General features: G+C 70.8%; 14 protein-coding genes and 1 tRNA gene. 5 read left to right on the forward strand and 10 right to left on the reverse strand.

From position 1 onward, the window contains the following. Nucleotides 1–14 precede the first annotated feature (14 nt). Nucleotides 15–791: a ribonuclease PH gene (gene rph, locus C2L58_RS48195; protein WP_103344321.1), complete on the forward strand. Its 777-nt coding sequence runs from the start codon at nucleotides 15–17 to the stop codon at nucleotides 789–791. Then, nucleotides 788–1,390: an RdgB/HAM1 family non-canonical purine NTP pyrophosphatase gene (gene rdgB / locus C2L58_RS48200; protein ID WP_103344322.1), complete on the forward strand. Its 603-nt coding sequence runs from the start codon at nucleotides 788–790 to the stop codon at nucleotides 1,388–1,390. The genes rph and rdgB overlap by 4 nt, the downstream gene beginning before the upstream one ends. Here the strand turns inward: rdgB and C2L58_RS48205 are convergent. The 6 genes from C2L58_RS48205 to C2L58_RS48230 form a co-directional block, all read right to left on the reverse strand. Continuing rightward, complete coding sequence (locus tag C2L58_RS48205; RefSeq protein ID WP_103344323.1) at nucleotides 1,387–4,566, reverse strand: NACHT domain-containing protein; 3,180 nt, start codon at nucleotides 4,564–4,566, stop codon at nucleotides 1,387–1,389. The genes rdgB and C2L58_RS48205 overlap by 4 nt on opposite strands. A gap of 4 nt (nucleotides 4,567–4,570) precedes the next feature. Then, nucleotides 4,571–5,044, reverse strand: a complete 474-nt coding sequence (gene bcp / locus C2L58_RS48210) for a thioredoxin-dependent thiol peroxidase (RefSeq protein ID WP_103344324.1) — start codon at nucleotides 5,042–5,044, stop codon at nucleotides 4,571–4,573. 15 nt (nucleotides 5,045–5,059) lie between these two features. Next, nucleotides 5,060–5,605 (reverse strand): hypothetical protein, encoded by a 546-nt coding sequence (locus C2L58_RS48215; RefSeq protein ID WP_103344325.1) that lies wholly within the window; start codon nucleotides 5,603–5,605, stop codon nucleotides 5,060–5,062. 190 nt (nucleotides 5,606–5,795) lie between these two features. Beyond that, on the reverse strand, nucleotides 5,796–5,978 hold the full coding sequence (locus tag C2L58_RS48220) for a hypothetical protein (protein WP_103344326.1): 183 nt from the start codon (nucleotides 5,976–5,978) through the stop codon (nucleotides 5,796–5,798). Between the two features lie 129 nt (nucleotides 5,979–6,107). Beyond that, nucleotides 6,108–6,995 carry a hypothetical protein gene (locus tag C2L58_RS48225; RefSeq protein ID WP_103344327.1) on the reverse strand — a complete coding sequence of 296 codons (888 nt, stop codon included), beginning with the start codon at nucleotides 6,993–6,995 and terminating at the stop codon, nucleotides 6,108–6,110. Nucleotides 6,996–7,044: 49 nt separating this feature from the next. Continuing rightward, nucleotides 7,045–7,923, reverse strand: coding sequence for an AraC family transcriptional regulator (locus C2L58_RS48230; RefSeq protein WP_103344328.1), 879 nt, complete (start codon nucleotides 7,921–7,923; stop codon nucleotides 7,045–7,047). Nucleotides 7,924–8,041: 118 nt separating this feature from the next. Here C2L58_RS48230 and C2L58_RS48235 point away from each other — a divergent pair, with 118 nt between their 5' ends. Further along, on the forward strand, nucleotides 8,042–9,124 hold the full coding sequence (locus C2L58_RS48235) for an aldo/keto reductase (protein ID WP_103344329.1): 1,083 nt from the start codon (nucleotides 8,042–8,044) through the stop codon (nucleotides 9,122–9,124). 6 nt (nucleotides 9,125–9,130) lie between these two features. On the opposite strand, the gene C2L58_RS48240 is transcribed toward C2L58_RS48235, so the two are convergent. After that, nucleotides 9,131–10,048 carry a helix-turn-helix domain-containing protein gene (locus C2L58_RS48240; protein ID WP_199191780.1) on the reverse strand — a complete coding sequence of 306 codons (918 nt, stop codon included), beginning with the start codon at nucleotides 10,046–10,048 and terminating at the stop codon, nucleotides 9,131–9,133. Nucleotides 10,049–10,118: 70 nt separating this feature from the next. On the opposite strand from C2L58_RS48240, the gene C2L58_RS48245 reads away from it, so the two are divergent. Next, nucleotides 10,119–11,060, forward strand: a complete 942-nt coding sequence (locus C2L58_RS48245; protein WP_103344331.1) for a saccharopine dehydrogenase NADP-binding domain-containing protein — start codon at nucleotides 10,119–10,121, stop codon at nucleotides 11,058–11,060. On the opposite strand, the gene C2L58_RS48250 is transcribed toward C2L58_RS48245, so the two are convergent. Beyond that, complete coding sequence (locus C2L58_RS48250; protein ID WP_146073858.1) at nucleotides 11,047–12,360, reverse strand: hypothetical protein; 1,314 nt, start codon at nucleotides 12,358–12,360, stop codon at nucleotides 11,047–11,049. The two genes, C2L58_RS48245 and C2L58_RS48250, sit on opposite strands and share 14 nt — an antisense overlap. 159 nt (nucleotides 12,361–12,519) lie before the next feature. Further along, nucleotides 12,520–12,593 (reverse strand) — tRNA-Leu (locus C2L58_RS48255). 100 nt (nucleotides 12,594–12,693) lie between these two features. Here C2L58_RS48255 and C2L58_RS48260 point away from each other — a divergent pair. Then, on the forward strand, nucleotides 12,694–12,915 hold the full coding sequence (locus C2L58_RS48260; protein ID WP_103344333.1) for a DUF3618 domain-containing protein: 222 nt from the start codon (nucleotides 12,694–12,696) through the stop codon (nucleotides 12,913–12,915). A gap of 3 nt (nucleotides 12,916–12,918) precedes the next feature. Here the strand turns inward: C2L58_RS48260 and C2L58_RS48265 are convergent, their stop codons facing one another. Next, nucleotides 12,919–13,374: a hypothetical protein gene (locus tag C2L58_RS48265; protein WP_199191783.1), complete on the reverse strand. Its 456-nt coding sequence runs from the start codon at nucleotides 13,372–13,374 to the stop codon at nucleotides 12,919–12,921. Between the last annotated feature and the right edge of the window lie 16 nt (nucleotides 13,375–13,390).

Genomic DNA, 13,390 nt, shown 5'->3' on the forward strand with positions numbered 1-13,390 from the left:
CATAGAGTGCACGTGTGGCTCGTAAAGATGGCAGGAACGACGACCAGCTCCGCGACATCAAGATCACCCGGGGATTCCAGCAGTGGCCGGCGGGGTCGGTGCTGATCGAATTCGGCAACACGCGGGTGCTGTGCGCGGCGAGCGTCACCGAAGGGGTGCCGCGCTGGCGGGCCGGCTCCGGCCTCGGCTGGGTGACGGCCGAGTACGCGATGCTGCCGTCCGCGACCAGCACGCGCAGTGACCGCGAGTCGGTGAAGGGCCGGATCGGCGGCCGCACGCACGAGATCTCGCGGCTGATCGGCCGCTCGCTGCGGGCCTGCATCGACCTGGCGGCGCTGGGCGAGAACACGATCGTCATCGACTGCGACGTCATCCAGGCCGACGGCGGCACCCGCACGGCGGCGGTGACCGGCGGTTACGTGGCCCTGGCGGACGCGATCACCTGGCTGGGCGCGGCGAACCGGCTGAACGACCCGCAGCCGCTGTCGTCGTCGGTGGCGGCGGTGAGCGTCGGCGTGGTCGACGGCCGGGTCCGGCTCGACCTGCCGTACGAAGAGGACTCGCGCGCCGAGGTCGACATGAACGTGGTGGCCACCGACGCGGGCACCCTGATCGAGGTCCAGGGCACCGGCGAGGGCGCCACCTTCGCCCGGTCCACTTTGGACACGATGCTCGACCTGGCGCTCGCGGGCTGCGCGGAGCTGACCCGCCTGCAGAACGAGGCCCTGGCGCTGCCCTACCCGGGTGAGCTGCCGGAACCGCGCCCGGACAAGAAGAAGGGCTCGAAGTGACGAAGCTGCTTCTGGCTACGCGCAACGCGAAGAAGCTGGGCGAGCTGCGGCGGATCGTGGCCGCGGAAGGTCTTTCGGGCCTCGAGGTGATCGGCCTCGCGGACGTGCCCGACTTCCCCGAGGCACCCGAGACGGCCCCGGATTTCGAGGGCAACGCGGTGGCGAAGGCGCGTGACGCGGTGGCGGCTTGTGGTTTGCCGGCCATCGCTGACGATTCGGGCATCGCGGTCGACGCGTTGAACGGGATGCCGGGGGTGCTGTCGGCCCGGTGGTCCGGGCGCCACGGGGACGACGAGGCAAACCTGGATCTGGTGCTGGGACAGCTTCGTGACGTGCCCGACGAGCGCCGCGGAGCCCAGTTCGTCTGCGCCGCGGCTTTGGTGCTGCCCTCGGGCGAGGAGACGGTGGTCCGGGGCGAATGGCGCGGCACGCTGGTCCGGGAACGACGTGGGGTGAACGGCTTCGGGTACGACCCGATCTTCCGGCCGGACGGCGAGAGCCGGACGTCGGCGGAGATGGAGCCGGCGGAGAAGGACGCGGTTTCCCACCGGGGGCTGGCTTTGCGGGCGCTGCTGCCGGCGCTGCGCGAGCTGGCTTAACTCAGCCGCACGCCGGGGCCGAGCTTTTCGGCGCCGCGATGGGCGGTATCGATCAGCTCGACGGTGATCCGCAGGTCGGCCAGCGGGGTGAGGTCGACGGGTTCCGAGACTTGTTCGAGGACCAGCCGTCGAATTCCGGGCAGTGTGGCTACGAAACTGAGATCGATGGCCGGCGTGTAGTAAATGGTCAACTCGCTCAAAGGCAACCGCGACAGCTCGTGGGCGTTCTTGATGATCGGGTAGCCGAGTGTTATTTCTGTGGCATTCGAAAACTTCTCGGCGATCACTTTCATGTCGACTTCGGTGAAACGTTCGTCTTTGTCGAAATGCAAACCGACATAGATCACTCGCTTTAGTGGTGCGCTTCGGGCGATGAGCTGTGGCGTGCACTCCCAGAGGTTGAGGTTTTTCAGATTCTCCAGTGAGTCCAGTGCATCGAGGTTCTCGATGGTGTACACGGCGTTGAGGGCCAGAAAGCGGATCGGCAGCCCCGCAAGCGCGTTCAAGTTGCGCCAGGGAGTCTCGCAAAAGAGAGTGAGGTTCCGAAGACCGTTCAGCCGGCTCAGGTGCCGGACGTTGGTGTATCTGTTTGCGAAGAACAGGAGCACGTACTTGAGCTGTTTGTGCTTGGTCAGTGGCCTCAGGTCGACTGTGGCGTCGGTGTCGAACGTCACCCCGACTGATTGAAGGCCGGGAGCACCTTCGAGCCAGGACAGGTCGCGGTGGCGTTCCGTGTCCAGGCGAATTTCCAGATCGGTCAGTTTTTTCAATCGGTGAACGTGGGGCAGCAGCCGGCTCGCTCCGATGCTGATCGTCCCGTGGTCCAGGGGAGAATCTGCCAGCACGGTGGCGGCGAATTGTGCTGGTTCGAAGTATTCCCACGCTTGGGCAAGCTGTGCTTGCACTCCCTTGCGCGGATCTCGAGCGTAACTCCGCAGCAGTTGCAATGCATCGTTACCCGCAGTGAGAGCTGCCGCCCGCACCGACGCCGCCGCTGCGGCCTCGGAGAGTCCCTCCAGGCTGGGCGGCAGATAGCGCAGGATCCGATGGCCGATCGAAGCCAGCGAGCGCGTTTCCCGGAGGCTGCGCGGCGGCACCAGCTGCTCACGGATCACCGCCTCCACCCGCTCGATGACAGCCGGATCGGCGTTGCTCACCGTCTCCAGGCACGCCGCCGCCAGCAGCCGCAAATGGCGTGCGTGACGGTGTTCCGCGTCCGCCCGGTCCAAGATCCCGGTCAGCAACGTCCCCGCCTGGTGGTGCTTCGCGTGGCCGCACGCCATCACGAAGGTCTCCCACCACGTGTCCAGGTGCGCCCGGTCGATCAACGTCTCCAGGTGGTCCTGTTCCGTCGCCTCGTTGGCCGCCAAGCACTCCTGGAACGTCCGGTGCACGAAGTCCACCCGGCCCCGCACCGGCTCACGCAGCACGCCGCTGCGCTCGAGCAAGTGGTCCAGGACTTCGGACGGCGTGTGGTCGACGTGCGGCAGCGAAGGCAGCCGACGCGCGACGTGCGACAGCACCCGCTCCTTCGGCAGCTCGACCTTCGACGCCAGCGAAAGCCGCCAAGCCAGGTCGCCCAGCAAGATCTGCTTCTGCGCCTCCGTCAGGATCACGCCGATGCGGCGCTCCGCGTCGCGCAGGTGCAACAGCATCGACAACGCCTTGCGGTACAGGTCCATCCGGTCGCGCGGCAGCTCGGACCGGTGCGCCAGGTTGAGCGCGCACAACATCGCGCACAGCAACGGACTCGCTGCCAGAGTCCGCAGGTGGGGCCGGGAATCGAGCTGGTTCAGCAGCCGGCGCTGGCCCGCGGCCAGGTCGGTGTCCGGGCGGACCGTCCCGCCCGCCGCGGCCGCCTTGTGCCAGCGGGCCACCAAGGCCTGGATGTCGTCCGCGCTCATCGGCTCCAGGAGGACGCAGCCAAAGCCCTCCTGGGCCAGCCAGCGCTGGTCGGCCGCCGCCGTCCGGGATGTCACCACGATCACCGTCCCCGGGAACGCCGAAGACAGCTTGCGCAGCCAGGCCTTGACCTCGCGGCGGTGGCTGGTACCGACCTCGTCGACGCCGTCGACCAGCACCATCGCCCGGCCGCTGCCGAGGATGCGGCGAGCCCAGCCCTCCGGCGGCGCCAGCATCGGCGCGATGTGCGCGAGGAACTCCTCCGGCCGCGGCAACGGCTCGGCGGCGAAGCTCCGCAGCCGGATGGGGAACGGTACCCGGCCGTTCCAACCTTCGAGCTTGCCGCTGAAGCCGGCGCGGGCCGCCGTCACGGCCAGCCAGTCCAGCAGTGTCGTCTTGCCCGACCCGGCCTCGCCCCGGACCAGGACGTGCGTGGTGCCGCTGAGCGCCATCTCGACGCGCATGGTGGCGCTGCTCGCGCGGTCCTGCCGCTTCTCGAACCACAGCTCGTCCATGCGCCGCTCGGCCCGGCGGGGTTCGCCCTCGGGGGAGACGCTCAAGCTCAGGTAGGCCACCGTCAGCGGCAACGCCGGCTGGTCGTCCATCGTCAGGCCGAGCAGCTCGAGCCGGTCGAGGTCGCGGGCAAGCTGGCGGAGGTACGCCGCTTCGAACTCGGCGTCGTGGTCGACACCCTCGGGGGCGGCGAGGCTCGTCTTCGGCACCCGGGCCAGCAGCTCTTCGAGCTGTTCGCTCTGGCGGCCGAGCCGGCCGAGGACGTCGGCGAGCGCGCGGGGCTGGAACGACGGCAGGTGGCGCACCACCTGGACGAGGTGGCGGCACGCCTGGTCCAGCGCCAGCTCGTACAAGGCGGCCGCCTTCGGGGCGAGGAGCCGCTCGCGCGGGAGGTCGCCGCGGATCTTCCTGGCCAGCTGCTCGGGATCCGCGTCCGCTGCCAGCAGCGCCGCGTCGGACAGGTCCGCCGTGGCCAACGCGTCTTCCACCGCCAGGAAGGCCGCTTCGATCTCGTGCTCCGGAAGCGTCGAGAAGCGGTCGGCGAGGATCGGCTCCAGCTGCTCGGCCACCTGCATGCCGATGTGCCGGACGAGGTTCTCCAGCTTGGCCCGCTCCAGCGGCCCCTTCAGTTCACCCGCCGCCAGGTCCACCAAATCGGCGGACCGGGCGATGCCGGCCTTTCGCCGTTGCAACCACGACTTCGCCGCGGCCGAGGCGATCTGGCCGCCGAGCTTGAGTGCCGGCCCCTCCAGGCTCGTCACGGCGTCAGGATGCCAGGCCGAGGTCCCGGATCAGCTTCGCCACGTGGCCGGTCGCCCGGACGTTGTAGAAGGCGTGGGCGATCTTGCCGTCGGCGTCGACGACGAACGTCGAGCGGATCACGCCCAGGTACGTCTTGCCGTAGTTCTTCTTCTCGCCGTACGCGCCCCACGCTTCGATGACCGTCTTCTCGGGGTCACCCAGCAGCGGGAACGTGAGGCCTTCGTTCGCAACGAACTTCGCGAGCTTCGCCTGCTTGTCCGGCGAGATGCCGACGACCTGGTAGCCGGCGTCGTTCAGCTCGGCGAGGTTGTCGCGGAAGTCGCAGGCCTGCTTGGTGCAGCCCGGTGTGCTCGCCGCCGGGTAGAAGTACACGACGACGGACCGGCCGCGGAAGTCGCGCAGCGACACTTCCTTGCCCTCGCTGTCGGGCAGGGTGAAGTCCGGGGCTTCGTCACCGGGGGAAAGGCGCTCGGTCATGCCCCGAGCCTAGCGTCAGGCGGGACCGCAGTAGGTGACCGCGACGGCCTCGGTCGCGCTCGGGCGGATCTGCAGCCGCAGCTGCGTCTGCTCGCGCGGGACCGCGAACGCCAGCGTGATGTGCACCGAGCGGCCCGGCATGACGTCCTTGCCCGCGTCGGTGATGCCGGTGAAGCCCTGGGTGGTGTCCACGACCTGCTTGACCGCGGCGCCGCTCGAGGTGGCGGTCACGTTGAGGCCCGAGAGCTTGTACGTCGTCGAGCCGTCGTTGGTCAGCTGGACGTCGAAGGCCGCGCCGCGCGGGCTCTGCGGGTACGCCGACGGGCTGGGCCGGAACGACTGCGGGGAGCCGACCGAGATGGTGAGGCCGCTGGCGAACCGGTGGTCGGCGCCGAACTTGAGGTCGTGGCCCGCCGGGGAGACCGAGGCGCCGGCGCCCGCGGGGGAGCCGGCCGCGCCGAGGGCCGCGGTGCCGTCGTGAGCCGAGGGGACCCCGCACGCCACCGCCAGGCCGAGCAGTCCTGCGGTGAACATGATCTTGCGGGTGCGCGCGAGCGCCATTGCGGGTACTCCAGTCGGCGGGTCGGGTGCCGTCGGCAACGGGGGATTGCCGGGCGAACCCGCTCCACTCTGGCCGTGATCGCGCGCGGTTACGAGGCGCAACCGGGGGTTGTCGCGCACCTGGTGCCACCCCGTGGCCAATCCGTGACCGGAACGGCACGGCTGGTGACAATCTTTGGCCACATGCCACTTAAACCGCGAGCGCGAACAACAGGATGAAGATCGCGACGCCGGCCACCCACGCCGCCATCAGCCAGCCGAAATCCCGGACCGGGTCGACCGCCCGGCTCTCTTCGCCCGGCACGTACACGCCGCGTTCCTCGAACCAGTCCACCCAGCGGGCGATCCAGTGCAACGGATTGCGCGACGACATGCTTCACCTCCGGGGGCGCGTTTCCCCCGTCACAGTACGCGTTCGGCCACGCACGCCGGAAGACGCGGGCGGCCGTCCACTTCCGACAGGCCACGGCCGGGTGAACCTCGGTGCCACTCGTGTAGAAACTCAGGCGAGTCCGTGACGGCGCAGGATCGCCACCGCACGCACGGTCGCGTAACCGCGCCATTCGAGCGCCGCGGCCGGCGAAAAGCTCGCGAAATCCACCCGCCAGCCACCATCGTCCTGTTGCGCGGCCGCGAGCCGCCGCAGTTCGGCCTCGATGACGTCGTCGGCGAACAACGCGCGCGCCGGGCGGTCCGGCAGCGGGGCGAAGTCCAGGGCACGGAGGGTTTCGCCCTCCGAACCACCGTCCACCGGGGCCAGTCCGTCGGCCGGGACGAACGCGGCGAGGTGCGCCAGGAGCGCGGGCGCCTCCTCGTGGAGGTCGTGCGCCGCGTCCGCGAACTGCACCGCGAAGGACAGCGCGATCGCGTGCGGCGGCGCGGAAAGCTCGCGGATGGCGCGGAAGCAGTACCGGGTCGCCGCGGCCAGCCACGGGTGCTCGCGCACGGCCCGGTCGTGGCGGGCGACGCGCAGGGCCACGCCCGCGGTGAACGCGGTGCTCTGCAGGGTGGCCTCCGCCGGATCGGCCTGGACCCAGAAGGGCGCGCAGCCGGCCGGGTCCGCCACGGGCCGGGCGAAGGGCAGGCCACCGTCCGGACGGGACGCCGTGGCCAGCCAGTCGCAGAGCTTCGCCGCGTGCGGTGTCGTCGCCGGGGCGATCTCCTCGAACACCTCGAAGGCGTGCAGGGCGCCGCCGGGCTGGCTTTCCGGGGCCCGCAGGTCCGGCTCGAGGCCCCAGCCGTAGCCGCCGTCGGCGTTGCGGTAGCCGTCGACGGCGGCCAGCACCGCGTCGGTGCCGGTGGCGCCGCCGAGCAGCTCGAAGCGGCGGCGGTCGAGGAGGCGGGCGTGCGTCGCCATGAAGGACGCCGCCGCGGGAAGGTTCACGGACATGCCGCCAGCCTCGCACCGGTGCGGCCGGCGGTCTTGAACGGATCGGACCTCAGGGCAGCCGGGGGCCGACGGAGGGCGCCTCGCGCAGCCGCGCCGCGTCCTGCCCGGGTGGGGCGCCGAACAGGCGCCGGTACTCGCGGTTGAACTGCGAAGGGCTGTCGTACCCGACGAGGTGCCCGACACCGGCGACGTCACCCGCGTCGGCCAGCAGCAGCGACCGGGCTTCCTGCAGGCGGATGCGCTTCTGGAACTGCAGCGGGCTCATCGCCGTCACCGCGCGGAACTGGCGGTGGAACGCCGACGCGCTCAGCCCGCTCAGCCGCGCGAGCTCCTCGATCCGCATCGGCTCGGCGTAGTTGGCCCGGATCCAGCGGATGGCGCGGCCGACGTGGGCGGCGCCGCTGTCGGCCAGGCCGATCCGGCGGACCAGGCCGCCGTGCGGGCCGGTCAGCAGCCGCCAGAGGATTTCCCGCTCGATCAGCGGCGCGAGCACGGGCGCGTCGGACGGGTGGTCGAGCAGCCGCAGCAGCCGCAGCGCCGCGTCCAGCAGCTCCGGACCGGCGTCGTCGATGGCGATGGGGGACGCGGGTGGGGTGCGAGGCGGCGCTTCGAGCAGCAGCGGGGCGATCGCCGCGGGCCGCAGGGCCAGGCCGAGGCCCAGCGCCGGCGTCCGCGGGGTCGCGCCGACGAAGTGGCCGGTCACCGGCAGGTCGGTGCCGACCAGCAGGTATTGCCCGGCGCGGTACTCGTGCACGTGGTCGCCGAGCAGCAGCCGCTTGCCGCCCTGGGCCATGACGACCAGCAGCGGCTCGGCGAGCGAGTGGTGCGGTTCGCTCGTTTCCACTTTGGACAGCAGCAGGCCCGGCACCGGCGTGCGCAGGTCGGCGTGCGCGTGCCGGGTGACGAGGTCGCGGAGTTGTTCGAGCACTCGTCCAGATAACCGGGTCCGAGAGGATCGTGCAAGAGGTCGGGGCGATCGGTCTACCGGTGACCAGGGTGTTCGCGGTTTCCTGGTCTCAGTCGATCCACTGAGCAAGGAGAGTTTCGTGTCACTCGATCACTACGTCACCCTCGGCCGGTCCGGCCTCCGCGTCAGCCCCTTCGCCCTCGGCGCGATGACCTTCGGCGAAGACCCCGGTGGCGCCGGCTGCGGGGTCGAGGAGTCCGAAAAGATCCTCGCGACCTACCTCGACCTCGGCGGCAACTTCGTCGACACGGCGAACTTCTACACCAACGGGCATTCGGAAAAGATCCTCGGCGACTTCTTCGCCGCCCGCCCCGGCCTCCGCGCGCGAGTGGTGCTCGCGTCGAAGTTCTTCGGCAACCTCTTCCCCGGCGACCCCAACGGCGGCGGCGCCGGCCGGGCGTCGATCATCGCCCAGCTCGACGAGACGCTCCGGCGGCTGCGGACGGACCACCTCGACCTGTACTGGCTGCACAACTGGGACCGCCGCACGCCGATCGAGGAGACCATGCGGGCCCTCGACGACCTGGTGCGCGCGGGCAAGATCCGGTACGTCGGCTTCTCCAACACCCCGGCGTGGGTCACCGCGCAGGCGCAGGCGACCGCCTTGCTGCGCGGCTGGACGCCGTTGATCGCGCTGCAGGTCGAGTATTCGCTGCTGGCGCGGACGGTCGAGGGCGAGCTGGCGCCGTTCGCGCTCGACCAGGGCCTGGCGCTGGTGCCGTGGAGCCCGCTGAAGAACGGTTTCCTGTCGGGCAAGTACCGGCGTGGCGCTCCGGCGCCGGAGTCCGCCCGCGCGGCTTTCGTCGGCGGTCCGTCCGAAGCGGAGTTCGCGGTCGTCGATGCCGTCGCCGCGATCGCCGGGGAGATCGGTTCGACGTCCGCGGCGGTGTCGCTGGCGTGGTTGCGCGCGCGGCGCGGAACGGTGGTCCCGATCATCGGCGCGCGGCGGCTGGAGCACCTGACCGGCAACCTCGCCGGGCTGGAGGTGACGCTGACGCCGGCGCAGCTGGCCCGGCTGGACGAGGTGTCGGCGCCGACGCTGGACTACCCGGCCCCGATGCACGGCGCCCAGCGGGCGATGCTCCAGTTCGCGGGCACGACGGTCGACGGTGAACCGTCCACTGTGTACCCGTCGTTGCTGCAGAGCGACGTCCGCTACTGAAGGACGCTAACTGCGGAACGTGCGGCGGTAGGTGTCCGGTGGCACGCCGACCGTGCGGTTGAAGTGCCGCCGCAACGTCGTCGCCGTGCCCATGCCGACCGCCTCCGCGACCGCGTCGATGCTCGCGTCCGTGTTCTCCAGCAGCTCCTGCGCGCGGCGGATGCGCTGGTTCAGCAACCACCGCAACGGCGTCGTGCCGGTGGCCGAACGGAAGTGGCGGCCCAGGTGGCGGGAGCTCATGTTCGCGTGGGAGGCCAGGTCCTCGACCGTCAGCGGGCGGTCGAGGCGGGTGGTGATCCACGGGAGCAGCGAGGCCAGCGGGTGGTCGTCGCGGGTGGGGACCGGCGCCGTCACGAACTGGGCCTGGCCGCCCGCTCGGTGCGGTGGTACCACCAGGCGGCGGGCGATCGCGTTGGCCGCCGCCGGGCCGTGGTCGGCGCGGACCAGGTGGAGGCACAGGTCCATGGCCGCCGCCTTGCCCGCCGAGGTCAGGACCTGGCCGTTGTCGACGTAAAGGACGTCCGGGTCCACCGTCACCCGCGGGTAGCGGGCGGCGAGGACGTCCGTGTGGGCCCAGTGCGTGGTGGCGCGCAAGCCGTCCAGCAGACCGGCCGCGGCCAGCACGAACGCGCCCGTGCACAGCGACGCCACCCGTGCCCCGCGGGCGTGGGCGGCGCGCACCGCGTCGACCAGGCCGGCCGGCGGGTCCGCGTCGACGTCGGCCCAGCCCGGCACGAGCACCGTGTCCGCGCGCGCCAGCCGGTCGAGGCCGTGGTCCGGCTCCAGCAGGAACCGGCCCACCCGCACCGGGGCGGGGCCGCAGACCGCGAACCGGTACCGGGGGTCGTCACCGAACACCTCGGTGGCGATCGTCAGCTCGAACGACAGCATCCCGTCCGTGGCGGCGAGGGCGACAGCGTGCATGTCCGAAAGTGTACGCAGCACGTCGTTCCGGACACTGGTGGCGGCGACCGGCGCTGGCCAGGATTGCCTCATGACTTCGGTACTGGTTTACGGCGCTTACGGGCACACCGGCCGCTTCGTGGTGGCTGAACTGCGGGAACGCGGTTACGACGTGGTCCTTTCCGGACGGAACCCGGCGAAGCTGCCGGGCGGGCGGCCGGCGTCGGTCGACGATCCGGCCTCCCTCGACCGCGCGCTCGAGGGCGTGGCCGCGGTGATCAACTGCGCGGGCCCGTTCGCCGAGACGGCCCTGCCGGTCGCCGAGGCGGCCATCCGCGCCGGCGTCCCGTACGTCGACGTCGCCGCCGAACTCGAGGCGAACCTCGACACCCTCGCGCTGACCGCCGACACCGCCGTGGTGCCCGCGATGGCGTTCTTCGGCGGCCTGGCCGACTTGCTGGCCACGGCGGCGATGGGCGACTGGACGGCGGCCGACGAGGTGCACGTCGCCTACGGGCTCAGCGGCTGGCGCCCCACGGCCGGGACCCTCGCCGCGGGCCGGGTGTCCCGGGAACGCCGTGGCGGCAGGCGCATCCGCTTCGCGGGAGGACGGCTGGAGTACCGCGACGACGCCCTGCCGACGCGGGAGTGGCCGTTCCCCGAGCCGCTCGGCCCCCGGCCCGTCCTCGGCGAGTTCTCGATGGCCGACATCGTCACCATCCCGCGGCACTTGGAGGTGCGCGACGTCGTCAGCTACATGACGGTCGACGCGGCGGAAGGCCTGGCGGCGGCGGGCGAGCGCGACGCGGCCGAGACGTTCGTGGTCGACGTCGTGGTGCGAGCCGGGAACGACGAACGCCGGATCGTGGCGCGCGGCGAGGACATCTACGCGGTGAGCGCGCCGCTGGCGGTGGAGGCGGTGGACCGGATCCTGACCGGGCGGGCGAAGGGGAAGGGCGTCGCGCCGGCGGGGGAGATGTTCGACGCCGCCGACTTCCTGCGGGCGCTGGCCCCGCACATCACGGTCGAGTAGGCCGCTGGGCCGGGGGGCGTTCTTCGCGGAGCACGGGGCGCATCACGGGGCGGGTCAAGGCGACCGCGTCGCGGTCCAGGACCGCAGCCACATCGGGGCGGCGGAATTCCCGGATGGCGTAGTAGCTGAGGGTGATGAGCATCGCGAGCTCCAGCGCCGCGAGAATGCGGAAGTCGACGGGGCCGACGGCCCGTTCGCCGCCGGGTGTCCCGAACAGCGCCGGAATGCAGCTGAGGAGGGAGACGAACTGCACGACGATCGGCACGTACCAGAGGCGCCGGGAGTAGTAGAAGGCGAGCACGACCGTGAGCAGATCGGCGAGGTAGAAGTACCGCTCGTGCATCGAAGGCAGCACGTAGGGCACGAGGATGGCGGAAACGGAGCCGATCAGCAGGATCTGCGGAACCGTCATTTCGGCCCGCGCGATCAGGAGCAGCAGGCAGAGGGTCAGGATCAGCAGGCCGGTGACCAGGACGCCGGCGGTGTGCATGACGCCGGTGTCCTGGACGCCGCGGAAGAACTGCCAGACCGACGGCGCGTTGAGCGTCATCTCCGGGTAGATCCCGGACTGGCGGGGGTAGATGGTCAGCAGCCGGATCGGGTCGGCGCCGATGAGGATCGCGGGGACGTCGAGGGCCAGGTAGACCGCGGGGATGGCCAGCAGGGTGCGCCAGGGCACCTTGCCGAGCAGCACCATCGCCAGCAGCAGCGGCAGGATGAAGATCGCCTGCAGTTTGAAGGACAGCGCGAGCCCGAAGAACGTGCACGCCCACCACGGCTGCTTCCGGAGCAGGAAGTAGACACCGCCGAGGGCGAGCGAGGCGTAGATGGAATCGCCTTCCGCCCACATCGCGCCGTTGATCACCACGGTCGGCAGCATGAAAACCAGCAACGCGGCGAGCGCGGGCGTCCAGCCAGACGGGTACTTGACGGCGACGATCCGGTAGGCGAAGTAAGCGGCCACGATGTCGAACAACACCGACAACGCCTTGATGCCGCCCATCGGCGGTAGCGGAAGGTAAGTCAGGATCACCAAGAGGTAGCGGTAGGGCGCGTTGAGGTCGGAGAAATCCTCCTTCAGCGCGCGGAAACCGCCGTGCTCGACGATGAAGTCGTACCAGGGCCGGTAGAAATCGCGGTAGTCCGGGGTTTGGAAACGAATGAGGGACCACCGCACGCCGATCGTGAGAAGCGCGATGGCCACGCCGAGGCCGATCAGGTACAGCCGTCGAGCTCGTTCCGGCGGCGCCTGCCGCCGCTCCGCCGGTTCTGTTGCCGTGCGCTCGGATACTGCAGTCATCAGTACTCGTCTTCCCCCGCCGAGTTGAGCAGTGTGGCCGACCCGGTGCCACGCTGTGGAACGCAGCATATCCCGCACGGATTCGCCCGCGGCCCCCGGCGGGGCACGACGAGCGAGGCCGGCGCGCACCTGCGCACGCAGACCCCGCCCACGCGCGAGTGGGCCCGGAGAGACTCGAACTCTCACTGGCACGGACCTAAACCGTGTGCCTCTGCCAATTGGGCTACGGGCCCCCGGCGCTTCGCAGCCTAGCGTGCGGCGTGGCCCCTGCGGAGGCGGCGGGGCGGTCGACTAAGTTGGGGCCTTGGAAGTCCCTTGCGGCGAGGAGGACAAGTGGCCCGCGATCCCGAGACGATCGAGCGTGAGATCGAGCAGGCTAGGACCGCTCTGGCGGCGACGCTCGACCAGCTGACCGTCAAGGCCGACCCGAAGAAGCTCGCCGACGCGGCCAAGGACGGCGTGCGCGCCAAGCTGGACAACCCCAAGGTCAAGTTCCCGCTGATCGGCGCGGGTGTCCTCGTGGTGGTCCTGCTGGTGCGCAAGCTCCTCAAGTAGCGCTCAGGCCTGTTTCGCCGGCGCCTTGCTCTCGGCAGCGGGCGCCGGCGCTGCCGGGCTCTTGCGGTCCTCGACCGCCTTCGGCAGCTGCTTGCTCGGCGGCAGCTGCGGCTTCTTGTCCGCCGCCGCCACAGTCTCCTGCTCGGGCACAGTCTCCTGCTTGGACACAGTCTGCTGCTTCGGCACGCTGCCGGGCGGCGGGACCTCGAGCGGCGGCAGCTTCGGGAGCGTCAGCCGGGCCGTCATGTACGCACTGGTGAAGTCCAGCGCACTCCCGTTGAGCAGGTGCACCACCGTGGTCTTGCCGTCGCCGGCGAGCTCCTCGACCAGCTGGTCGGCCCGGTCGCGCGCGGCGATGATGCCGGGCGCTCGCGCGGTCAGCTCCTTACCGCGGCCGCTGACCGTGATGGCCCAGTCGGCGTCGTCCTGGACGTACGTCGCCGTGATCGCTTCCACCATCTGCCTCACGCCCCTC

Source organism: Amycolatopsis sp. CA-126428, assembly GCF_002904335.1.
GTDB lineage: Bacteria > Actinomycetota > Actinomycetes > Mycobacteriales > Pseudonocardiaceae > Amycolatopsis.

Coding starts and splice junctions, on each gene's coding strand:
- bcp (WP_103344324.1), bottom strand. CDS start 5,044: ATGACCGAGCGCCTTTCCCCCGGTGACGAAGCCCCGGACTTCACCCTG.
- C2L58_RS48215 (WP_103344325.1), bottom strand. CDS start 5,605: ATGGCGCTCGCGCGCACCCGCAAGATCATGTTCACCGCAGGACTGCTC.
- C2L58_RS48220 (WP_103344326.1), bottom strand. CDS start 5,978: ATGTCGTCGCGCAATCCGTTGCACTGGATCGCCCGCTGGGTGGACTGG.
- C2L58_RS48225 (WP_103344327.1), bottom strand. CDS start 6,995: ATGTCCGTGAACCTTCCCGCGGCGGCGTCCTTCATGGCGACGCACGCC.
- C2L58_RS48240 (WP_199191780.1), bottom strand. CDS start 10,048: ATGCACGCTGTCGCCCTCGCCGCCACGGACGGGATGCTGTCGTTCGAG.
- C2L58_RS48245 (WP_103344331.1), top strand. CDS start 10,119: ATGACTTCGGTACTGGTTTACGGCGCTTACGGGCACACCGGCCGCTTC.
- C2L58_RS48250 (WP_146073858.1), bottom strand. CDS start 12,360: ATGACTGCAGTATCCGAGCGCACGGCAACAGAACCGGCGGAGCGGCGG.
- C2L58_RS48265 (WP_199191783.1), bottom strand. CDS start 13,374: ATGGTGGAAGCGATCACGGCGACGTACGTCCAGGACGACGCCGACTGG.